Origin of the sequence: Leptospira wolffii serovar Khorat str. Khorat-H2 (assembly GCF_000306115.2) — a bacterium.
Lineage (GTDB): Bacteria > Spirochaetota > Leptospiria > Leptospirales > Leptospiraceae > Leptospira_B > Leptospira_B wolffii.
On record NZ_AKWX02000022.1, the window covers coordinates 1 to 21,485 of the forward strand.

Consider the following 21,485-nt stretch of genomic DNA (forward strand, 5'->3'; position numbering starts at 1 on the left):
TTGTCCAGTATTTGATTCTCACAGTGAGGACATTTCTTTTTGTAGAAGTCCTGCAAGATCTTCTTTGTGATCTGCTCGAAGAACTCTATTCTGATTCCTGCATGTTTGAATTTGCTAGAGGTATTTACTGCTGACTTGTTTTTCTTACCGTCTTCCGACTTTTCCATCTGCGCGCGCGATTTGTGAGCAATGGTTACAGGGGATATAACAAATTTTGACCATTGTTGTGCTTCCTCAATGGTTTGTATTTGAAGACCTTTTTTTGACGATTTTTCTCGGTTGAAATTCTGCATGGAAAGTGGTCGATTTTCTGATTATTAAATCAAATTTACAGAATTTTTAATAGGACCGAATGTAAATGGAAAAATGAGAAATTCGGTTATTTAGCCTTTTTTGCTCTCTCTTCCGGCATCGGAATGTTCAATAATTCCTTTGGATGCACTCCGAGGGCTTTTGCAATTTTGTACAAACTTTGTAAACTTGGGGCCCCGTCGCCGGATTCTATCCTTTGGTAAACCCTAACTCCCATATCCAGTCCGGTTAATTCCTCCTGGGAAAGTTTCTTATCCAACCTTAGTTGTTTGATTCGCTTGCTGACGTTCTTTTGAAAGGATTCATAATCCATTCGTGAATTTTAAGGTTGTTTTGCTATTTATGCCATGCTACATATAACATGCTAAAAATAGCGTTGACTAAAATGATGCGATAAATAGTTTCGATAAATTTCCATCGTTCTGCGCGGTTTTTGGCACATTTCCGATTTCTCGAAAATAGGAAGTCCTTATCGAACAAAACCATCGGAGATTTACCTTTTAAGGAGAATCGAAGTATGAGAAAGAATATATATTTGTTGGGCAAATTATTTGCTTTGGCATCAATCCTAATTGTTAGCCCTTTATTTGCGTTCCCAAAAGTGGGAAACATGTCCGGAAGGATTCTTTACATTTCAGTTTATAACGGAAGCGATCGGCTCGTTCAAAGAGTGAAATTAAATCCGGGTGAAAGAGTTACCTTGTCTGCTTGCGATCAGTTTGTCGTATATGGAATAGCCGAGCCTCCTACCCAAATGCTGAAATTTTCTTCATGCGATAGGGAGGCCGTTATAAATGAAAGTCTTACCGCTCAACGAGCCAATTGAATAAAATATTATGAAAGATATATCGCTTTTTTACAGATGCCGGTTTATAGCCGGCATCGTTTTATTATCATGTTTAGAATCTTGTCTCAGTATTGGAGAGCATAAAACTGTATTAGAAAGAAGGGAAATAGGTAAAGAAGACGTCGGCTTAGATTTTAAAACCTATCCTCCGGAGATTGACGGTGATTTTATTTTAGTTGGTATCGAACAAAAAACTTCTTACAAGTATAAAACCAAAATCAAAGTTTCCCGAGAAATTGAAAGAAATTCGGAAGGGGAAATTTGCGGAGGTTCGAAAGTTGAATATTTCGATCGGCAAGGAAATAGAAAATATAAATGCGAGTACGATTATAAGTATTCGTTAATACTCGCAACAGTTTTTACAGTGGGCACTGCTATTCCTCTTGTCGCTTTGTTTGATTGGTTACCGGCTCAATTTAGAATAGGAGAGGAGCAAATCGAAGAAGACTCGGTTGACGAGCGGTATATTCGAAATTGCCAACCGAATAACCCCTTGAGCAAAGGAAAGGCGTTTTTCGAATATACTTTCGATGATGAGTGGAAAGTAATCAAACGAGTTCCTATTAAGAATTGCTTCGCAAGAATTCCTATTACGATAGATTTCAATAATGCGTATGAGCTGACATATCGAATTAATATCAATCAGGAAATTTATAATTCGGGTACCATTGCTTACAACTCCGAGGGTGACAAATTTCTAGGAAATGAAAGTAGAAAATTTAAGGAAGCTAGACAAAAGGCGGACCAATTATTCTCCCTCGAATCCGAACAACGAAAGAAAGAATCGGAAGAAAGACAAACCCAAGAGATTAAACAGTGCGAATCATTTTTTCATCGGCTTGTTCCATACTTTAAACTGAATACTCCCGTCGTTGGAGCAGGACCTACTTGTTCGGTTACATGTGATCGCTTTGTTCGTTTTAATTTTCCAACCAATTCTTGGGGTAAATTTCCTGAATGTGTAAATAGGTGTAAAAGCTGTTGGAGTTCTGTCGGCTGGGATCAATCCGGAAGAAATACAAATGGAACATCCGGCGGGTATAATTACGACGATCTCAAAACTACGAGATCATATTAGATTTAAAAAGGAAACTACATGTTTAAAAAATATCTCGACGGATTCCGCGAGGGCACTCGGTTATATCGAGCCAGCATAATAATCAGTTTGCTTTCTTTCTTTTCCGCTATGTTTGGAATAACCTCTTCGAGAATTGAATCTATAGATCGACTCTCTGGATTTTTTAATTCTCTTTCTGCGTTTTCAAGTATAATTGCGCTGATCCTTCTTACAATATCGGTTATTAAGAAATCGAAACAGGTTTTGCTTTATTATCTGATTTCATTTTTGTCTTTTTTGGCAATCGTGTCACTTGATGGGGAGGGAAATTATTTTAAAATTTCAAATCAAGTTCGCGGACCTGTCGTAGAAGATAATGTCAACTTGAACGGTGAATTCTTTTTAAACGGCTCCATCGAGATTGATGGAAAACCAGTCGAACGAAAGTTTAATCTTTGGTCGTCGAATGTTCCTCTACAAATCGGCTCGAATCAGATTAGAGTTGTGTATCGAACATCTAGCGGCTACGCAAAGTTTGAAAAAGTTGTAATTATAGATCGTATTACTCCGGAAGAAATGATCAAACGAATTCGTTTGGAGAACGAGGCAAAGGCATTGTCGGATCGAAAGATCGAAAATGAAAAACAGGCTAAAGAAGAATCCGAGAAATTACTATCTGAAGAAGATTGGGAAAAAACTTGCGATGCGTTTCCTGAAAAGGGACTCGTTATAGAGAGGTGGAACTGGAATCGAGATATAATTAATACAACGTATTTCAGTGTATTAGTTGAAAATAGATGCTCCATTCCGCTGAAGGATTTTAAATTTCATATTACATATATTGCCGCAAGTGGAACCGTCCTAGAAGGGGGATGGGAAACGGTTTACGAAAAGATCGAACCGAAGCAAAAGAAATGGGTGAAATTTTCTAATTCGATTTGGAACGATCAAAGTAAATCCGCATCTTTGGAGATCTATTCGGCTTCTAAGTAGTGTTTCTATATTGCAGATAGAAACACTACTTAGCTAAATCCTGATTCCATCTGCAATTAATTTAAAAGTTACGCAATTTTATTCTGATCAGGCCTCTTTGAAAGCAAACCATTTATTAACTCATCGATCCTTGAGTGACCATGATTTATTATCTCATTCATTAGAACCGCATTCGACAATAAATCTTGTGCTTTTCTCTGAACCCGTTCCTCTCTGTCCGGCGAAGCATTGGCGCGAATTGACGGTTTTATGATTTCATCTGCGAGTTTATTCAGTTGCAGATCAAGTAGACCTTTTTGATATTTACTCAGAATTTCTGTGGAAACTTTTGCAAGTCGGTTTCCATTCCTATTGTTTGCATACAATTGTTGGAGTTCAGATTCAAGATTGGAAGTTACGATAGAGTGGTTTTTTATTTCTAGTAAAGGACCCAAGAGGATTTTCATTTTATCAGTAAAGAGTTTGTCTAGATTAAGGTCTGGAAGAAAATTTAAGTTTGAATTTACATTTTGACCATTGCGTCTATCGGTATATTGCTTGAATAAGTTTGTGACCTTGCTCTTTTTTGCAATTCTGAATTCCACTCTCATAATTGATTGCTTTGGTTTTATTCTAAGTCTGTTCATCGATTCTAGTCCTTTGTCATAGATCGATATTTTTATAGTTCTCCGTTTGGTTTGGAAATACGTCGTGTTCATATAATTGAAATTTTTTAATCTTGGAAAATTGAGAGTCCTAAAAATCTGAGTGTATTCGGAAACATCGTCGCTTAGAATAATATTCCTAAAAATCTCTATCATGGATATATGGCAGGCATCCCAGTCTCGAACATGAAATCCTTCATTCTTAAGGCACCGATCTAGTTTACTTTTAATAGCATTCACATCTAAGGGCGTGTAGGACGAAACATTTACGCCATTGAATAATCTGGAAAGCGAGAAGCTAAGGGAATAGGAATATGAATTGAAGTTTGGATTTAACTTTTTGACATAAATCCTGCCTATCCTTGTTGTTCCGTCTGTAACGAACTTTTCGCTCCTACCTTGCCTATGGGTTTTCAGAAATTTTGATTCCGAATCAATTGAAATAAACGGGATTGGGATTAATAAACCGATCTTGTCTATTCCAGTGTATGTATCGAGATCATTTAAATTCCATCCTTTGCGTTCTGCAACTTTACAGCTATCGTATGGATTTGCTTTGTTAGCGTTTTTTTCTTTTTCTTTCATTTGAAAAAGACCTTCCTTTGTTATTTCTGGATCCTTAGTCAAAGCTTTGAAAGCAATTTTGACGATTGAGAATCTCGAAATGCGAATGTTTTTATTACGTATTTTTTGTAAATTTATAAATTAAAAATATGTAATAAATTGAAATATAATATATAGATGGAATCTTATTCTATTATTATTGTATTGATGTTTGTACGAGAATGTCTAAAAAAAGTGACTTTTTTTGTTTTTTTGTGATGGTTTTTGAGGAGGATGACTTCCTATAGTTATTGGTATTTTTGGATTTTTTTATTTATTGTTTCAGAAGAATAACGAACTACTATTTATATATTCTCCTATTAAGTGTTCCTTAGTCTATTTTTTCAAATTACCATTCTAAATAAGAAGAACCGTCAAAATATGGCTTCGTATAAAATTTGGACGTGGTAATTGGCGTAGAATGACCTAATACTTTTTGAGCAGCAATTGAACCGGCTTTCTCCAATAATTTTTGCCCTACGGTATGTCGAATTGAATGTGGATGCGCGGTTTTTCCCGTGCAAGTTACTACATTCCACGAGTTTACGATCCTTTGTAGGCTCCTGGTTGTTAGTGGCGTTCTTGTTTTCTGATGCCGTTTAGGGCGTGAAAGAAAGAAATGGTCGGATATTATATTGGCTGCGTTGTGGTATGCTTTTACGGCGGTTATAATCTCTTCTGAAAGGACTGAGTAACCCTTCTTACCCCCTTTTCGAACATACTGGATTAAATTTTCCCCTGATGGTGCCTTAAATATCCCTGAAAATCTGAGTGAAACAGTTTCTTTGGCTCGTAATCCCGTTTTACTCATTAGTAGAAAGATCGCCTTATTGCGATAATCTTCTTCTGTCATTGTTAAAGAAAATCGCTCTTTTAGTTCTCTCATAACCTGATCTGTTAGTCCCTTGCCAAATATCGGTGATTCTGTCGGAGGCTTCTGAGTTTGCTTTTTGCTCCTTTTACGGATTGTGTCGATTGATACTATTTTTACTGAATTTTCGGCCATATTGCTCACCTCGCAATAAATTCTACTCTGTTTTCGATCCCCCCTTAAATACCTAAAAGTGATAAAAATTCTTATTATTTGTAAAATTTTTTCACTTTTCTTAGACGTTCCATTGGAGAGATCAATATAATACAATAGGAGATAGATTCTAAGTAAATTATAATTAAGTAAATTAATAAAAAATAAAATACTTGAAAATAATAATTAATTTTTGCGGTGTGGTTTTATGGTTCAAAGTGAGGTAAGAAAGTGAAACTTGATCTATTTAAAATTTTAAAACCGTTCGTGTTTGGAAATCCACAACTACGAATTCCGCAGATTGAATGTTTTGAGGCACTAAGGAATTCTCGGAATGATTTCCCTAATGATCGTGAGTTGGGTATTGTATTGCCCGTTGGGTGTGGTAAGACAGGATGTATAACTCTGGCGCCATTTGCGCTCTGTTCTAAGCGGACATTGGTTATTTCCCCTAATTTGATAATCGCAGAACAATTAATATCGAATTTTGATCCTTCGAATGTTTTCTGTTTTTATAAGAAATTCAATGTGTTAACCAATAATATTTTTCCAGAATTGAGCGAAATTCGAGGAACAAATACGAATCAAAAGGACTTAGAATTGGCAGACGTTGTAGTTACGAATATTCATCAATTAGGGACTGAAAACAATAGATGGCTCAAAAGGTTGTCACAGGATTTCTTTGATTTAATACTTTTTGATGAAGGACATCATAGTTTAGCGGAGACATGGACTTTCCTCAAGATGAAATTTCCGAAAGCGTACATTGTTAATTTCAGTGCTACTCCCGTGAGAGCAGATGGAGAAAGGATGCCCGGAAAGATTATTTATTCTTTTCCCATTGCGAAAGCAATCAAATTGAACTACGTGAAAAATCTTAAAGCGATCGTCTTGAATCCTGAAAAAATGAAATATTTAATTTTAGGTTCTGAAGAAGAAATCGGTTTAGAACGGATCGTTGAATTTGGCAAGGAACTGCCGGCTTTTCGTAGAGCTGTTGTATCTTCGAAAGAATCGTTAGATTCGATAGTGAATGCTTCAATTACCGAACTAAAAAGGATTCGTCAAGAGGCTCGTGACGATCGTCCTAAGATTATCGCTTCTGCTTTGAATTTTAAACATTGTAAGCAGATTGTTGAAGCATACAAGGAAAAGGGATTAAGATCCGATTACATTCACAGTCGTAAAAATAGCCAAAAAAATAATGATGCTTATCGAAAATTAGAAAATCATGAATTGGATGTAATTGTTCAGGTGAAAAAATTAGGAGAAGGATTCGACCATTCCTTCCTTTGTGTTGCAGCAGTTTTTAGTGTCCATTTAACGCTTGCTCCTTTTCTTCAGTTTATTGGTCGTATCATGAGAACCAATAATGGAAGTTCAATTTTTCATCCATTGAATCAGGGTGTCGTAGTTTTTCATGCAGGCGGAAATATTATTCCACGTTGGAACGACCTCAGAGAATTTAGCGAAGCGGATCAGGAATATTTTAGCCAATTATTACCGATGTCTGGGATAGATTTTTCAAACTCCGATGAATTAGTGACTAATCCTGATATTGATCTCGAAGGAACCGAAGAGAAAGAATTTATTGCGGGTGACTCAGATTCTTCCTTCACCCCAAAAGTAAAATCGTCGGAAATACAACCGAAAGGTAATCAGGGTGATTCGATTTTAGATAATGAAATGGCTTCCCCGATAAATCGAAACGGTTTTCAGATTACCGAACAAATAGGCCTAGATTTGGAAAGTCTGCCTTTAATTCAGGAGAATTACGAGGCAATGGAAGCGATCCGAAAATTATCAGAATTAGGTTTTAGTGGGCAACAAGTGTTGGACGCAATGAACTCTCAGCCTATCATTCCCAAAGTCCAAAAGCGCCAAGAGGCTCGTTATAATTTGAATGAACGTGTTAAGGCCGAAGTTGATAAAATTTTGAATTCTAAATCTCTCTCCGCTGGTGGTTATGAGTTGGATAAAAATCATCGAGGAAAGACAAATTATGTTATTTTAAAGTCAGCAATTGATCTGCGCATCAACGATTTCATTAAACGGAAAGCAAATGAGCGAAGCGAATTGTCTCAAGAAGATCTGGATTTGATCGATGAAAATTTTGACAAGTTAGTCGAACTAGTATGAAGTATGGAATATTAGCAGCTTGATTATTTGTGTCAAAATTATATTCAGAATCCCTTATTATCTTCGAGTAGCGCTTTTTAAATCGAATATAATAAGGACTTGAATATCAAAATCCCATGTAATTAAGCTGAAATTTCTTAGCTGAATATGGTTCGACCTTAGGTAAAGTTAAATATGCATCCGAGTCACAGGGAGCTAATATGATCCCTGTATACAAGGAATTTACATCGCTTTCCTTATAGTAGGTCGAAGCTGAACAAGTGTCGGAACACCCAAGTAAATTTGAATAAATATTAATTTGAATAAAATCCGTTGTATGCATTTGGTTCATGCATTTGTCGAGACTATAAACAGATGCTAGTAAAATTCGATTTTGTGATTCGTCCCTAGATATTAATCCGGTTTGAAGGCTTGCGGTAGCACTATTCGCTACTTCGCAGTTTAACAAACCTAAAGCCAATAGCATGAGAATCAGATATGCAATACTTTTCATTATTTGCTTGTATAGGCTCCATAAACTTGCGTACAATTTTGTTTAGCTTTTTCAATATCCCAAAGGAAAGGTAAGTAATGAACTTTATAAACAATGCCATTTTTACTTATCTGGCATGATCCAATAGGTTCTAAATTTGAACAGGTACCTGTCGATAAAACATATTTTCCGTAGTTACAAATGTCCTGAACAAAGGCAATCGATTGTGAATTAACCGGTGAAACGCATATCCCTCTCGGTGGAATCGAGCAAATTTGCCCGGAAGATTGAGCTAATAAAGGGAAATTATTCGAAAGTATCAAAACAAAGGAAATAATCAATAATTTATTCATTCTAAAGACCTTATCTACAAAATCCGGCAAAATAGCAAATTACGAATAGGCACAGCAAATCATTGGATCCTAATCCAATGGCTGAACAAAATTGGTCAATTGCCTCTTCCGGCGAAAGAGGCGGTGGATTATATCCGTAAATTGCTCTAATTCCATTTATATCATCGGTACTTGGTATGTAAATAGGTGGGAAGTTTATATAAGGATACATTACTGCAGAAGGATCATTTGAGTGTCCTAATCCGGTCGCATGTCCTAATTCGTGAGTTAGAACTGAACGCAAATAATTTGGATCGGTATACATAGAACTATTTAGCGAGCCATCGGAAAAAACGCCAAAGATAAAAACAGGTGCTGCTATCATACGTCCTCCATTCGTTGTTTGATATGTTACTCCGATCGTTCCATAAGGTAAATACTGTACAATTTTTTTGGTTGGATCAAATCTAATTGGGACTCCGGGGGGATCGCCAGCTCCACCGAATGGATCTAGTGAAGCTGGAGTGACGTAGACGAAGTTAGATTTTCCATTCCAAGCCGCTACTGCTTGTTCAACTATACTATTTGCAGAAGAACCGATATTGGCCCGGAATGAATTATCATAGCCATACGTTGCTTGCCCTAAGGCAACAGAGCCATTTATCGGTCCAACTGGTCCATAAGGGGACCATTTAGCTCCAATTGTTGCATATGCCAATATTACTGACATAGGTAGTAATATTAAAATTAAGGTAATAATATGTATTTTTTTCATAAATCAACCTTACCGTATAAACCTTGAACTGAAATGTATCCTTCCTCGATTTTTTTTATAAAAATTAAAGAATTGTCTCCAGCTCGATAGCGAGCTGCTCCAAATACATCTACATTGATGTCGCCATTGACGCCTCCCAAGCCTTTTACTTGAATTAGGTTGCCTTTTAGACATGGTGATGTTAGTGAAGATTTATAGCATTCACTTATTCGGATTTGAGCATTAGTAAATAGTAATGGAACTCCCAGATAATCTTCATAGTAGCTTTGAGTGCTTTCGGTATTTATTTGTGCTATGATTTCTGATTCTGATATAATTGAATCGTATTTTTCTTTTGGAAATGAACTTAGTTTATCTTCCAGATTGTTCGATAGTGAATAAAAACTATTTAAGGTAAAGCTCGGACGGTGTAAGTAGTTGCCTGATAATAATTCAAATAATTTAAAATTTTCTCCTTTATCGACAAGAATGTTTGTTATTCGTCCTCCATTTAACTCGAAGTTGCCTACTAACTCAATTTTATTATTGATCATGTTTTTAAAATTCAATTCCAGAGTTATTTCTGTAGAATCTTCCGTTATTCCTTTGGCTTTCACTAAATCTAATGTCAATTTATTATAATTTCCCTTCGGAAGTATTGAATATCCAATTGATTGAGCCATCTTTCCATTTAACATTTCACTCAATTTCATTTTCTTTGGTTCAGCAAATTGAATTTTTACATTCTCAGTCGAGCCAACGTACAAAGATAACCCTGAAATTTCATATTCTAAATCAATTAAAGGGATCTCCGGTTCCGATACAAAGTCATTGACGACTTTTGTTTCGGAAGAAATGAAAACATTCTTTCCGATTAGAATTCCGGCAACTTTGGACTTATATCCAACCTTAATATTTGAAAATGGCGAGTAAATACCAGCGTTGATGTAATTTTCTCCAGCTCCAGAAAACCCTTCGTCATCATCAAAAAACCAATCCCTGTGCTTATTCGATTTGTTAATATATATTAAAAAGTCGTTAGGATTATTAGATTGAGCATAAACTTTCGCTTTTCGTCCTACATCGACACTGTCACTAACTAAGATTGCACAAAAAGATTCGCATAGAAGCTTGGCTCCTGAATTTAAAAATATTGATTTGAGAGAATACACCCCTCCTTTTAATATTACCGTAAAATTATTTCTTATAATTAGCGTTCCAAGGGTTCCCTCTTCAATAACAGAAGAATTCGCTGGCGATGTAACATTTTTAGGCGTAGTATTTGCATCGAAAATGAATGGAGGTAATTTTGGGAGAGACGGTACATTTTTTATATAACTGGTTACCTTAGCAAAAGGATATTGAATAAGAACGTTAGCGTAGATCACGCCAAGACTCTCTGCGTAAGGGAATATCGAAACTTTATCAGATCGTAGCTCAAATCCTTGACTTAGTTTTGATTTTGGTAATAAGTTGGTATTACTTAATCTTTTCGAACATCCATTTCGCCCATAAAATCCCCTGCATGTTCCAAGCGAATATAGATTGCTATTTATTTCTGTTTTATCACCGATCGTTAGATTCTTTAGCGATATAATTCCGTTAGATTTATCTATCATATCCGCTGTAGGGGAGTCGACAGTCAGGTCAGTTGCCCCTTCTGAGATATTGGTAAAATTTGAAAGTTTTGAATTCAGCCGCTTTGAATAAAATCCTTCACTTCTAATTTCCGTAACTTCAATCGATTTCTCATCTGGTGTTTCTTTTTGGAATAACCCAATCAAGGTAGAATAAAGCGTCGATTGCGAAGAGGTTGGCTGACAAGTATTCAATGAAATAAGAATAAACAATATTACGGCTTTTTTCATAATTTGCGCAATATTCTTGATACTTTCTTCACAATGCAATGACATTTATATGAAAATTATATCAATGAGACATAACGTATAATGAATTTTAATAAGATTGAGCAGTTCGATGGGATGAATTTTGTTTTTTAAGGTGATTCATTTTCTTGAGGTTGGCGAATTTTATATGTTCTCTTTCCGTAAATCTCCATATTTGTTCCACTTTCTATCCTTCAGCGTCTATCATTTGAAGTCTTTAATAGTTCGAGTTGATAGTCGAATGTAAATGGTTAAAAGAACTTATTTTCAATGTCCGAGTCTTGCTCAAAAGCGGACATTGAAGGGCAATTATTGAATTTATCGTAATAACGTATCCAGATTGCGCCTAATGGTCATTTTTAGGTCGGAGAATTCAATATCTCTAAGTTGAGAAAGTTTTTTAACAGCATCTTCTACTTCCCAGGGCCTATATGGTGTATTTCCTCTATAAATGAACGGACCATCAGTTTCTGTAAGTATTCTATCACTTGGTACTATGCGTGCCAATGAAGTACCACTTTTAGTATTCAGCATCTGACGATTTATGGAGAAGAAGCAATTTAAACGTACTGCCTTTTCTACTTGATTTTTGTTTCCAGTAAACCAATGCAAAATAGTCTTACCCTTTCTATAAGGAAAATATTCTTCAAGCATTTCCAATAATAACTGGCTTGCCTGCAAGCTATGCAGCGAAAGAATTTTATCTCCGCTCTTTGCGCATGTGGTAAGAATTTTTTTAAAGACTACTTTTTGTAACTCAATTGAATAAAGGTGCATCGGTCCTCTATCTAGACCTATTTCCCCAATGAAGCGTGTTTCTTTTTGAAATTCATTCCAAATTTCAATTTCTTGAGATCTTTCTGATATAATTTGCGGATGAAGACCTAATGCAGCTTTAACATACTTTAAATTCTTTGTTAAATCTCGATTCTTAGGCCATGCTCTCGGAGTGGTAGTTACTGTTAAAGTGTGAATTTTTGCTTCTTCAGTTTGTTTTATAAGCAGTTCAAAATCTTTAAACAAATCAAGATGACAGTGGAAATCTACAAATTCACTTTCCATTTGGCAATTTATGAGAAAATATTATAACAAGATTTCAATTTCTTTTAATCCATTTCGATAAACGTCTACTAATGATTTAAAGTCCTCTTCTTTAAAAGAAGGAAGCGGCCCCGGTAAGTGAATTAAATATTTTGCAATTTTTGGATTCTTGTTAGTGACGTTTATTGCATACTGAAAAGATCGTATTTGTTGCATTGTAGTTATATTATTTTCCGAGACCAGTTGTTTTAGATTTTTTTTCCAATATTTGGTTTTATCGATTCCTTTTCCCAAGCCGAAGTTAAGCGAAGCTTTTCGAATAATGCATGGTAGGCAATATCCGCAATGCTGCGTAGTAAACCCGAACCAACGGAGTTTAGTTGGAGCAGCACACGACATGGATTTTACATATGATTTTTTTAGAAAATTAATATTTGAGCATTCTCTAATCATGTTTCCTTTTGTTCTTCTCCAATAAGGATTTTCGAGTAGCCCATTTATTTGAAGTTCTGATAATAATTTATTCCATAAAAAAAGATAATAAGGATGGGTGGTACGAGTACTAAGTGAACCAAGTCTAAGATTGTCTAACGGAACATTTAGAGCAATAAATCCATTTTCAGGAATATTTAGTATAAATCCGTTTGAAAAAGCTGTGCCAGCCAAAACAGCGATTGCTATAAAATGAAAAGAGCGACCTCTTGAGGTGTTTTCATGTTTGCTCTCTTTAATAATCTCTTTTGGAAATTCAATGCCGATTTTAAATCTTTCGAAATTTCTCTTCGAGTATTCTTTTTTTAGTAATGAAAATAAATTGCTCTGAGGAGAACTCACTGAACCATCTCCCAAGTAGCTAATAAATAATGGACTTTTTCCTTGTTCCAATAAATCTATTGCGCCAATTAAACTATCTAGCCCACCGGAAAATAAAGATAGCCTGTCAAATTTAGGATTTTCCGGTTTATTTTTTATAGTTAGTAAAGCTTGAACTTTTTCCGGTCTTTTTCGAAAGTTAATGACCCATAGATCTCCAGTTAAGAAATTTAACATTTTTTCAATCGTCGTAATGGAGTTTCTCCACTTGGAGGGATTACTTACTGGAATTACTAATCTAATCTCTCTTGTCCAAGAATCTTGAGAATCTTTAATTCTGGAGATGTGAGTATCTGCTAAATTCACATGGGCAGCTAATATTAATAAGTCGAATCCAAGTTCGGATGGTTGTATTTTCAGATCATTTAATCTTTTTAATGTGGTTTCTAACCAAGGAGTAAATTTATCATTTTGCGTAATAAAATCTAAGTAATTGATAACTTCATCATTATCTTTCTCTAATTGGATGTTATCACTAATTCCAAATCTTCCGGCAATCAGATGTCGAATCATTCTTCTTTTCCTAATACTTCTAAGATATTAAATGCTTGTTGATAGACTTTATCTACAAAACTACGTGTTTTCTTTGCGGTTAGACCGTTTCCTTTTTTGAATTCTCGATTAATTGCATCTGCCACTGCTCCTTTAATAAAATCACGTAATTGGCTTTGGACCTTGACAATATCATCAACGTTGGTTGGTAATGATATTGATTTAGTTCCTACGTCATTGCAAATTCTTGCTTCAATTGTGTATGTGGCAAAAATTTCAAAGACGGTTCGGATTTGCTCTTCGGATAAGCTGTTTAAACTTCCAACGTTTTCCGATGCAAGGTCCGCGACGGTTTTAATATAAGCATCTCGAGTGATACCGATATCTACAGCTCCATCAGAGGGGCAGATATGATCTATCAGACCAATGAAAATATCGTCTATTGGCTTTCCTGCTAGATTTGGTAGTCCGATGGAGTCTAAGGCTGCTTCGATTCCGTTGGAGGACGTAGTTGAAAGGAAATTTAATAGATTTACGCTGGCGATTTTAGAAATAGCCATCCTCTTGGATGCGTTTTTTGAGCCACCTAAACTATGTGAAACATATCTAGAGATTGAACCCTTTAAACTTCGTTTGTCGGAACCGTTACTGCTCGCGTATTTTGAAAAAAGGGTGCGTGCTAATTGGAAACGGTTATTGTCTCCTTTTTCTGGAATATTCGGTCTTTTTGGAGATGGAGGGGATTCTTCTTGTTTTTTGCTTCGAGGAACTGTTTCTTTCTTATCTGAGGGGGTATCAACCCAAGAAGGTATTATTGGTGTATTTCCAGCGGTCCCTGAATTTGAGTTTGAAGTTCCCATCAATCAATCTCCTGTTTGATATGAAGCTAAAGTAGATTTTGCTGTTGTTTTAAGTATTGTACTTCCGTTTTTGCTCCATTGACTAAGTAAAACTTTGAATCTAGCAAGTTGCGTGTGATCGACGATAGCTTCTGACCAGCCTGAACAAACCCATGGACCTAATTTGTCGACCTGCAAGTTTTCGAGAAAATCTATTAGTACAGATTGGAGTTGTGGATGGTTTTTCACTAAAATTGCTAGACCCTCCGCTCCTTTCGGTAAAGTTTGGAGGTTATTCGAACCAACGATTCTCGTGATTAACAATTCAAAAACTTCGGAAGCCTCATTTGGATTCAATTCGTTTAATTTTAAACTGAAGCTTTGAATTATAAATTTCGATTCTAAGAGTTTCTCTGCAAGAGTGATTAAATGACCCAGAGCTGAATTGGTGCCGAAATAATCTTTTCTGTCCTTTGCAATAAAAAGATAGGGTCTAAGGTCTTTTTCTCCAATAAAAGGTTGTACTTTGGCCCATTCACGAATAGTGGCAGAATTTTTCCATTCAAGCAATTGCTGAGAATCGTTTTCCTTCGCAGTAATTTCTTCCGGAGTGTTCGTAATACCTTTTTTCTTTGGCCTAGATTTGTCGGAAGATTTGCTAAGATAGGATTCTAAATGATTTAGTTCCATACATTTTCCGTGTGCAGAGGACGCTGATAGATTGGCAATCTGGTCAAAAAAATTAGGCATGAATCTCTCTGCTAACATAAGCTTTGCTAGTATCGGTAATTCAATATCTGCGGCAAAACCCCGGGCATTTGCAGTTTTGTTTCTTAAGATCAAAGTGTTTAGAAATCTTTTAATTTGCCTAGGATTCCCTTTTGCCCCGCTTGAGAGTATTGGAGAGATTTGATCACTTAGAAAAAGAGCTGTGCTGAGCTAGTATTCACCTGACAGTCACCGAAAAACCGGTGGCCCCAGCCTCTTCTGAAAGAAAAATGATTTTAACGACAAAATTATTTACATCAGGAGAAACCGATGACCACCAACACCAATGCAACAGTTAAGGCAACTAGACGAAAGCTAAATTTATTAGAGCTTGCAAATGAATTAGAAAATGTAAGCAAAGCCTGCAAGATCATGGGATATTCCCGTCAACAGTTCTACGAAATACGAAGGAACTTCCAAACCTATGGAGCTGAAGGTCTCTTAGATAGAATCCCGGGAGCCAATGGGCCTCACCCTAACCGAGTCAGTGAAGAAATCGAAAATGAAGTCTTAGAGTATTCTTTACATCATCCGACTCATGGATGCCTAAAGGTCGCTCAACAACTTAGTCTTAAAGGAGTTAAGGTAAGTTCGGGTGGTGTAAGAGGAGTTTGGACAAGAAATAAACTCGTAACTAAACACCAACGGCTTCTAAGACTCGAAGAGCATCATAAAGATAAGATCATACCTCTAAGCGAAAACCAGATACGCCTCCTTGAAAAATTCGATCCCGAATACAGAGAAAGGCACATACAAGCAGATTCTACAGGAGAATTGGTATCTATGGATACTTTCATGGTCGGGTCATTAAAAGGTGTAGGAAGAGTCTATCTACAAACCGTAATCGATTGTCATAGCCGATTTGCTTGGGGAAGGCTCTTTAATAACAAAATACCCGTCACTGCCGTACAGACTTTGAACAACGACGTTCTTCCTTTCTTTGAAGAACATAACATTAAAGTCCAAACCGTTCTAACCGATAATGGTCGTGAGTATTGTGGAAGAGAAGACCAACATCCTTTCGAATTATTTCTTCAGTTAGAAGACATCGAACATCGGACCACTAAAGTTCGCAGGCCTCAAAGCAACGGATACGTGGAACGTCTTCACAGAACTTTACTTGATGAGCACTTCAGGATCGCCGGTAGAACTAAATTTTATGAGTCGATCGAAGAGATGCAGATCGATCTGCATCTCTTCTTTGAAGAATACAATTACAAGAGGGCGCACCAAGGTAGAAACATGAACGGAAGAACTCCTTTTCAAGTCTTCATTGAGGGCATTAAGACAGAAGAATCGGAGGTCCACCAAGCAGAAAATTAGAACAAGCGTTCAGAAGAAGTGTCAGGTGAATACTAACATTGTACAAAAGAGCGGATTGTATTCTAGTATATTTATCTTTAAGGATTTGTTGAATTTCAGTAGTTTCTAATGATCCAGCTATCCACGGTCTAATAAGCTTTTCGCGGGCATATTTCACCAGTGCCTTAAATTCGGTAGAGTTATCGCCGATTTCAGCCCCAATTAGCAATAGTTTAACGTACGTCTTTGTTTCAGGTTCTCCAAGTGCTGGTATTCGAAAAGGGATTTGGATGAGCTTCTCAAGGTATTTACGCGCGTAAGTTTGAGAGGTTGAACTTTCTGGCAGATCTGGGAAATGTTTTCGAACTGCATATTCGATCATTGCTTCATCGGCAGCAACTATAAATGCGGTTTTACGAGTAAAGAGGAATAGCCTAATTGCTTCTAATATTTCAATTGCCGTTTCAGGAAGGCAACGATCTAAATCATCAATAAGAACAACAAGTTGTCGGACTTCGGCTTTATCCAAAAGTTCGTCGAATTTTTTCTGAAATTCTGAATACTCTTTAATTAAATTTTTACCTTCGGCGATCGGCAATTGTTCCATTTTACTTAGCTCATTGCCGGCCTGTTCAAGAATTGTATTTTGGGGATTATTTATAAAGTTTTGAATTCCTTGCTTGATAGAATTCATTTGCTCAAAGGTTGGTAGTCCAGTATAGGCTGAGAAGGCTAATCCACCGGCTTTTTTTGCAATTTTTAGCCAATTAATCTTTTGAAAAATTTCCTTAACTAGATCTCCAGCTTTTGTCATAAGGGAGCGCTTTTCGATTAAATCAGAAACTATGCCTTCGATTAACGCAATTTTTGCATCCTCAAATCCTTGAAATCTCCAACCATTAAATTTAATACATATGATATCTTCTGTATCTGTCAGATATGAATCGATCATTTCCAAAATACTTGATTTACCTGCACCCCAATCTCCATGAATACCGATCGTAACTGGCTGTTCCGTTCTCTCACTTATTAGATCAATAATAGTTTTGGCAATGGCTTCATTATTTAGTAAATCTATATCTGTTTCACTGTCGGATAAAATCACTTGCTTGTTTTACCTGTTAATAATTTCTAATATGCCGCCGTCAGCATATTTTATTTTATGCGTTTGGTTCGATGGAAGAGGAGTTTGGTTTTGTTCACAATTTTTAATTATGAATGTTCCGAATTAGAAGCAATTAAACCGCTCGCAATTACTATCCCAATGAATGTCCAATTTCGTATATCAGGTGATGACGCTTCTCCATTTGCTGCCCAGTTCGTAAAGTGTTGGCAGTTATAGGAAAAAAGACTGTATGATTTACCTAATTGAGAAATGGCTCGTTGAACAGTTAGGTTAGGGTGCAGGTTCGAACGAGTGACTTTGATTTCCTGACCTGATGCGAAGGCGTGCAGAGTCGTCCATCGGACGCCAGAAGGATTATCATTTTCGATTAGCCAAACGATTCCTTGGGAATCCTTACCAACAATAATAGCGGTGTGAGTAAAAAGGCCATTTTTTGTTCGGCTGGCGATAAAGCCAGATAGGTCTATTTGATGTAGGTTTGTGCCACTTAGATATCTCATTTTTGCCTCAATTTCCAACCTGAGTATAGCATTTTCCTTTAGAAATGGAAGCTAAAAAAGTAAAATACTTGACTTTTTAGTAAAAAAATGCGTAATGCTTTAGATATGAAGACCTTTCGAGATACCATTTTTGAACAAATTCCAGAAGGAATGAAAGAGCAGTTAGCTAATATTCCTTTTCGAGCAAAGAGGATTCTTGATGCGGTTAGCAAGTCGCATATACTGTTTCAAAATGAAATCGCAAAGGACATATACCCGTATATAAGAAGAATCGCAGTAGATTTTTGTTTATACCTCTTGGCTAAAGAGGATGCAAGTTTTCGATCTAGTATCCAGCTAAATAAAAGTGGAAATTCTCGACACGTTGAGTTGACTTTTGGTCTCAATCTTTTGACTGCAAGTCATGTGAAGAGCAGAAATGATTTACCGAGAGAAGCTATCTTTAGAACGGAGCTGATTGAGCAAAATCCAATGCTTCCCTTTGAGGATGTTGCTTCCCAAGAAGAGCGTTTAGATCACCAGTATATGATTTTAACATACGGCGGGGAAAATTTTCTTTCAGTAGATTTTGTAAATTTAAAATTTCCCCTTAAGGAGGGAGGTCATATTACTTTTGATTTAATGCCTTTCGCCAAACTTGTTGTAGGTGAAGAAGTTGTACCTTCTGAAAATACCGACCAAGAAATTGCAATTGAGTTGAAAAACTTTATAGAACAACATAAGCTAGCAGAATGAAAGGCAAATTCTTAGGTTTCCGATTAAAGGAAGCTCGGGAAATTAGAGAACTTACTCTATCAAGTCTTGCGGGTTTGATTGGTGTAACTAAGCAGGCAGTTTCTCAATATGAGGCAGGAGTTGCCCAGCCGAGTCCTGAAAAAATTATACGTTTGCTTCAGATACTACGTCTCCCTTCTCAGTTTTTTACGAAGGAACGTTCTTTCTTAATTGATGAAGTCGGCGTTCCAAACTTTCGAAAGTTTGCTGCAGCATCAAAGTACGCCCGTGAAGAAGTTAAAACTAAATCGTATTGGTTGGCTGATTCAGTTCGAACTTTAAAAAATTACGTTAATTTTCCAAAGCTAAATTTACCTACCTTTGATCTTCCGGCTGACTTTCGTGATTTAGATGATGAAATCGAGGAGTATGCTTTAGAGTTAAGGAAATTTTGGAACTTAGGTTTGGGACCTATAAGTAATATGGTTCGCCTATTGGAGAATAATGGGATATTTGTTTCCAGGTTTGCCTTTGATGATCGAGTAGATGCTTTTTCCATTCGAATAGGAGAAGACGCTTACGTGATATTGGGCAATTCAGGTACTACCTGTGTCAGGTCTCGTTTAGATGCTGCTCACGAATTGGCTCATTTAGTTCTTCATAGAAACATAACGGAAGATGACCAAAAAGATCCTAAAAACCATAAGAAAATTGAAACGCAGGCTTTCCGATTTGGAGCAGCCTTTTTAATGCCTATGCAAACTTTTTCGAGGGAATTGCTTAGCATCAATAACGAATTTTTAGTGCATTTGAAAGAAAGGTGGAAAGTTTCTAAGCAAGCAATGATGATGAGAGCTCGGGATTTGGGACTCCTTTCTGATTCACAATTAAAATATTTTTATCGTTTAAATTCTGCTAAGCGAACAAAGGAAGAGCTAGATGACTTGCTACCGTTAGAAGAACCTCTGCTATTGAAAAGAACTATGGAGTTGTTAGTTGCGAATGCAGGAATGAGTAAAAGAGATTTACTTGATCTGCTTGCATTTGATGAAGGAACGGTTATCGAATTATTTGGTCTAAATGAAGATTTCTTTGAGCAAGAAGAAGATAATGTAATCGATATCACTGTAAAGAGGCCGTTATAGGAGATCATTGCTTTCTATTCTTCTTTTAATTGCGAATTCGCACTTCTGAAATGCCTTATACCATTCTGATTCCCCGATACCATAAATCGCCTTCTTACAATGTCTAAAACAAAGGTCCCATCGCGAATAGCTTCGAACTAAATCCGGAAATTCTGTTCTCATCATTCTTAGATAATTCCGGTGCGCAGCAATTGGCCATCGGATAGCTTTGATGTTGCGATTAGCATTTCTAAAACCTGTCTTAAAAAGATTTAGCTTTGTAGTCTCGAAATGAACTAATCTCAAGAAAGTTTTGCTAATCGGATCGTAGTCTTCCTGATACTTGGCAATACGATTCAGTATCGAAATTACATACTCTTCTTTACCTGGTTCCTTTGTTTTTTGAAAGTATCTTTGAAGACTGAATTTCGTTTCTATACATCTGTATTTCCAATTTGGATTCAAGTGTAGGCTCGAAAGGGGTTTCCTTCTGGATAAATACGTATGAAAGTTTTGCTTGGAGCGAGCAGAACATTTTGCCCAAGAGGTCCACTTAGGTGATATATTCGGTTCTTTAAGGAAAAGGAGAAATTTCTTATTCGTATTATCTGAAATCGTTTTCGCCAACCAAGCTGGAAAACCGGTCTCATCGCTTTTTCGTTTTAGAAAGTCGATAGCCAAATTTACTTCCTCTAAATGAAATAATGTCTGCTGCTAATTGAATGATTTCGTCTTCGGTATAATATCGTTTTAGTTTTGATAGAGGCTCTACAATAAGGCAGACGTTTTTAAACTCGTGACTTCCTCCTTTTCGAAGGGGTAGTATATGCTCCGCATTGGTATTTTCCGGCGTAAGTTCTCTTCCTGTTAACCGACAACGTTTGTTTTGTGTGTCTAATATCCTATAGAAATCCTTGGCATTGAATTTATATTCATTTGCCATTTTCCTCCTTCGGTTTGGGATTTATTCCAATTTTCTTTCTGAATTTTGTATATAATAGAAACGGCAGTTCGTTTACTTTCGGTTTGATATAGAAGTCGATTGTCCGGTCATACCATGCTTGTCCTTTTCGCCTTCTTTCGATCAATTTCAGTTTGATCCATTTATTTAGGATGTGGTTTGCTGTTACCTTTCGTATGCGTAATGAAGAACATATTTCGGAAACAGAGATTCGAGAGCCTTTATCGCTCCTTTCGGTCGCTAAGATCCAGATTTTACTGGCGAGCATCTGATGTTTTAATTCTCGTTTTCTTTGAGGATAGTTGCCTCTTTTCTCATTCCAGAATTTGTTATGAGCAACCATTTCCTTAGACAATTTTACTTTTGCCTTTTCGATTTCTGATAGTGGATTTAATAAAGCATGACCGGATTCTAAGATCGTTTCTTCATGGAATGATTCGTTTGATTCCGAATAGCGTAACTTATCGATCGAAGGTTGTAGGGATTTGTTGTGCGCGCGCGAGGTTTTTGGGAGTCCATATAACCTAGCTCCAATCCTCACAGAGCCTTCCTCTTCCTTCTGAACTAAAGCGTCGAGTCCGATGACTTTCGCGTTCTTGAGGAAGGCAAATTCATTCAGATACAGAGTCGAGTATTCTGGTGTTGTATAGCAATATGCACCGAAGGATGTTTTGAGTAATCT

Annotated in this window: 20 protein-coding genes and 1 pseudogene; 6 read left to right on the plus strand and 15 right to left on the minus strand. The window is 36.6% G+C overall.

The window, feature by feature from the left end:
* A pseudogene (locus LEP1GSC061_RS21970) lies at window positions 1-293 on the minus strand (transposase); the annotation flags it as partial.
* An 86-nt stretch (window positions 294-379) separates the two neighbouring features.
* Window positions 380-625, minus strand: a complete 246-nt coding sequence (locus LEP1GSC061_RS17970) for a helix-turn-helix domain-containing protein (RefSeq protein WP_016546907.1) — start codon at window positions 623-625, stop codon at window positions 380-382.
* 523 nt (window positions 626-1,148) lie between these two features.
* Between LEP1GSC061_RS17970 and LEP1GSC061_RS17980 the strand changes: the two genes are divergently transcribed.
* Both LEP1GSC061_RS17980 and LEP1GSC061_RS17985 read left to right on the plus strand, forming a co-directional pair.
* Window positions 1,149-2,237 carry a hypothetical protein gene (locus LEP1GSC061_RS17980; RefSeq protein WP_016546924.1) on the plus strand — a complete coding sequence of 363 codons (1,089 nt, stop codon included), beginning with the start codon at window positions 1,149-1,151 and terminating at the stop codon, window positions 2,235-2,237.
* A gap of 18 nt (window positions 2,238-2,255) precedes the next feature.
* Window positions 2,256-3,209: a hypothetical protein gene (locus tag LEP1GSC061_RS17985; protein WP_016546913.1), complete on the plus strand. Its 954-nt coding sequence runs from the start codon at window positions 2,256-2,258 to the stop codon at window positions 3,207-3,209.
* A 68-nt stretch (window positions 3,210-3,277) separates the two neighbouring features.
* On the opposite strand, the gene LEP1GSC061_RS17990 is transcribed toward LEP1GSC061_RS17985, so the two are convergent.
* Complete coding sequence (locus LEP1GSC061_RS17990; RefSeq protein WP_016546919.1) at window positions 3,278-4,438, minus strand: hypothetical protein; 1,161 nt, start codon at window positions 4,436-4,438, stop codon at window positions 3,278-3,280.
* Window positions 4,439-4,805: 367 nt separating this feature from the next.
* Window positions 4,806-5,462: a tyrosine-type recombinase/integrase gene (locus tag LEP1GSC061_RS17995; RefSeq protein ID WP_040509944.1), complete on the minus strand. Its 657-nt coding sequence runs from the start codon at window positions 5,460-5,462 to the stop codon at window positions 4,806-4,808.
* 249 nt (window positions 5,463-5,711) lie between these two features.
* Here LEP1GSC061_RS17995 and LEP1GSC061_RS18000 point away from each other — a divergent pair, with 249 nt between their 5' ends.
* Entirely contained in the window at window positions 5,712-7,619 is a 1,908-nt protein-coding gene (locus tag LEP1GSC061_RS18000; protein WP_016546910.1) for a DEAD/DEAH box helicase, read from the plus strand.
* A gap of 492 nt (window positions 7,620-8,111) precedes the next feature.
* Here LEP1GSC061_RS18000 and LEP1GSC061_RS21755 read toward each other — a convergent pair whose 3' ends face one another.
* From LEP1GSC061_RS21755 to LEP1GSC061_RS18030, 7 genes are all read right to left on the minus strand, one after another.
* On the minus strand, window positions 8,112-8,444 hold the full coding sequence (locus LEP1GSC061_RS21755; RefSeq protein ID WP_198014286.1) for a hypothetical protein: 333 nt from the start codon (window positions 8,442-8,444) through the stop codon (window positions 8,112-8,114).
* A 10-nt stretch (window positions 8,445-8,454) separates the two neighbouring features.
* On the minus strand, window positions 8,455-9,198 hold the full coding sequence (locus LEP1GSC061_RS18005; RefSeq protein WP_016546915.1) for a matrixin family metalloprotease: 744 nt from the start codon (window positions 9,196-9,198) through the stop codon (window positions 8,455-8,457).
* Entirely contained in the window at window positions 9,195-11,045 is a 1,851-nt protein-coding gene (locus tag LEP1GSC061_RS18010; RefSeq protein ID WP_016546918.1) for a hypothetical protein, read from the minus strand. The genes LEP1GSC061_RS18005 and LEP1GSC061_RS18010 overlap by 4 nt, the downstream gene beginning before the upstream one ends.
* A 336-nt stretch (window positions 11,046-11,381) precedes the next feature.
* Window positions 11,382-12,125 (minus strand): Qat anti-phage system TatD family nuclease QatD, encoded by a 744-nt coding sequence (qatD, locus tag LEP1GSC061_RS18015; RefSeq protein ID WP_016546909.1) that lies wholly within the window; start codon window positions 12,123-12,125, stop codon window positions 11,382-11,384.
* Between the two features lie 21 nt (window positions 12,126-12,146).
* Entirely contained in the window at window positions 12,147-13,490 is a 1,344-nt protein-coding gene (gene qatC, locus LEP1GSC061_RS18020) for a Qat anti-phage system QueC-like protein QatC (RefSeq protein ID WP_016546912.1), read from the minus strand.
* A complete protein-coding gene (gene qatB, locus LEP1GSC061_RS18025; protein WP_016546920.1) occupies window positions 13,487-14,329 on the minus strand; it encodes a Qat anti-phage system associated protein QatB in 843 nt (280 codons plus the stop codon). Before qatB ends, qatC begins: the two co-directional genes overlap by 4 nt.
* Before the next feature lie 3 nt (window positions 14,330-14,332).
* Window positions 14,333-15,151: a hypothetical protein gene (locus LEP1GSC061_RS18030; protein WP_232218508.1), complete on the minus strand. Its 819-nt coding sequence runs from the start codon at window positions 15,149-15,151 to the stop codon at window positions 14,333-14,335.
* A 195-nt stretch (window positions 15,152-15,346) separates the two neighbouring features.
* On the opposite strand from LEP1GSC061_RS18030, the gene LEP1GSC061_RS18035 reads away from it, so the two are divergent.
* Complete coding sequence (locus tag LEP1GSC061_RS18035; protein ID WP_016545948.1) at window positions 15,347-16,399, plus strand: IS481 family transposase; 1,053 nt, start codon at window positions 15,347-15,349, stop codon at window positions 16,397-16,399.
* On the opposite strand, the gene LEP1GSC061_RS18040 is transcribed toward LEP1GSC061_RS18035, so the two are convergent.
* Window positions 16,359-17,483 (minus strand): KAP family P-loop NTPase fold protein, encoded by a 1,125-nt coding sequence (locus tag LEP1GSC061_RS18040; protein ID WP_016546921.1) that lies wholly within the window; start codon window positions 17,481-17,483, stop codon window positions 16,359-16,361. The two genes, LEP1GSC061_RS18035 and LEP1GSC061_RS18040, sit on opposite strands and share 41 nt — an antisense overlap.
* Window positions 17,484-17,590: 107 nt before the next feature.
* Window positions 17,591-18,022 (minus strand): lecithin retinol acyltransferase family protein, encoded by a 432-nt coding sequence (locus LEP1GSC061_RS18045; protein ID WP_052006576.1) that lies wholly within the window; start codon window positions 18,020-18,022, stop codon window positions 17,591-17,593.
* A gap of 87 nt (window positions 18,023-18,109) precedes the next feature.
* Between LEP1GSC061_RS18045 and LEP1GSC061_RS18050 the strand changes: the two genes are divergently transcribed.
* Window positions 18,110-18,739, plus strand: a complete 630-nt coding sequence (locus tag LEP1GSC061_RS18050) for a hypothetical protein (protein WP_040509955.1) — start codon at window positions 18,110-18,112, stop codon at window positions 18,737-18,739.
* Complete coding sequence (locus LEP1GSC061_RS18055; RefSeq protein ID WP_016546914.1) at window positions 18,736-19,863, plus strand: helix-turn-helix domain-containing protein; 1,128 nt, start codon at window positions 18,736-18,738, stop codon at window positions 19,861-19,863. The genes LEP1GSC061_RS18050 and LEP1GSC061_RS18055 overlap by 4 nt, the downstream gene beginning before the upstream one ends.
* Window positions 19,864-20,488: 625 nt before the next feature.
* Here LEP1GSC061_RS18055 and LEP1GSC061_RS18065 read toward each other — a convergent pair.
* Both LEP1GSC061_RS18065 and LEP1GSC061_RS21760 read right to left on the minus strand, forming a co-directional pair.
* Entirely contained in the window at window positions 20,489-20,785 is a 297-nt protein-coding gene (locus LEP1GSC061_RS18065) for an HNH endonuclease (RefSeq protein WP_040509946.1), read from the minus strand.
* Window positions 20,775-21,485: BAR domain-containing protein (locus tag LEP1GSC061_RS21760; protein ID WP_016546916.1), on the minus strand; the 711-nt coding region annotated here is incomplete at its 5' end. The genes LEP1GSC061_RS21760 and LEP1GSC061_RS18065, both read right to left, overlap by 11 nt.

Coding starts and splice junctions, on each gene's coding strand:
- LEP1GSC061_RS17995 (WP_040509944.1), bottom strand. CDS start 5,462: ATGGCCGAAAATTCAGTAAAAATAGTATCAATCGACACAATCCGTAAA.
- LEP1GSC061_RS17980 (WP_016546924.1), top strand. CDS start 1,149: ATGAAAGATATATCGCTTTTTTACAGATGCCGGTTTATAGCCGGCATC.
- qatC (WP_016546912.1), bottom strand. CDS start 13,490: ATGATTCGACATCTGATTGCCGGAAGATTTGGAATTAGTGATAACATC.
- qatB (WP_016546920.1), bottom strand. CDS start 14,329: ATGGGAACTTCAAACTCAAATTCAGGGACCGCTGGAAATACACCAATA.
- LEP1GSC061_RS18050 (WP_040509955.1), top strand. CDS start 18,110: ATGAAGACCTTTCGAGATACCATTTTTGAACAAATTCCAGAAGGAATG.
- LEP1GSC061_RS17970 (WP_016546907.1), bottom strand. CDS start 625: ATGGATTATGAATCCTTTCAAAAGAACGTCAGCAAGCGAATCAAACAA.
- LEP1GSC061_RS21755 (WP_198014286.1), bottom strand. CDS start 8,444: ATGAATAAATTATTGATTATTTCCTTTGTTTTGATACTTTCGAATAAT.
- LEP1GSC061_RS18065 (WP_040509946.1), bottom strand. CDS start 20,785: ATGGCAAATGAATATAAATTCAATGCCAAGGATTTCTATAGGATATTA.
- LEP1GSC061_RS18035 (WP_016545948.1), top strand. CDS start 15,347: ATGACCACCAACACCAATGCAACAGTTAAGGCAACTAGACGAAAGCTA.
- LEP1GSC061_RS18010 (WP_016546918.1), bottom strand. CDS start 11,045: ATGAAAAAAGCCGTAATATTGTTTATTCTTATTTCATTGAATACTTGT.
- LEP1GSC061_RS18005 (WP_016546915.1), bottom strand. CDS start 9,198: ATGAAAAAAATACATATTATTACCTTAATTTTAATATTACTACCTATG.
- LEP1GSC061_RS18055 (WP_016546914.1), top strand. CDS start 18,736: ATGAAAGGCAAATTCTTAGGTTTCCGATTAAAGGAAGCTCGGGAAATT.
- LEP1GSC061_RS17985 (WP_016546913.1), top strand. CDS start 2,256: ATGTTTAAAAAATATCTCGACGGATTCCGCGAGGGCACTCGGTTATAT.
- LEP1GSC061_RS17990 (WP_016546919.1), bottom strand. CDS start 4,438: ATGAAAGAAAAAGAAAAAAACGCTAACAAAGCAAATCCATACGATAGC.
- qatD (WP_016546909.1), bottom strand. CDS start 12,125: ATGGAAAGTGAATTTGTAGATTTCCACTGTCATCTTGATTTGTTTAAA.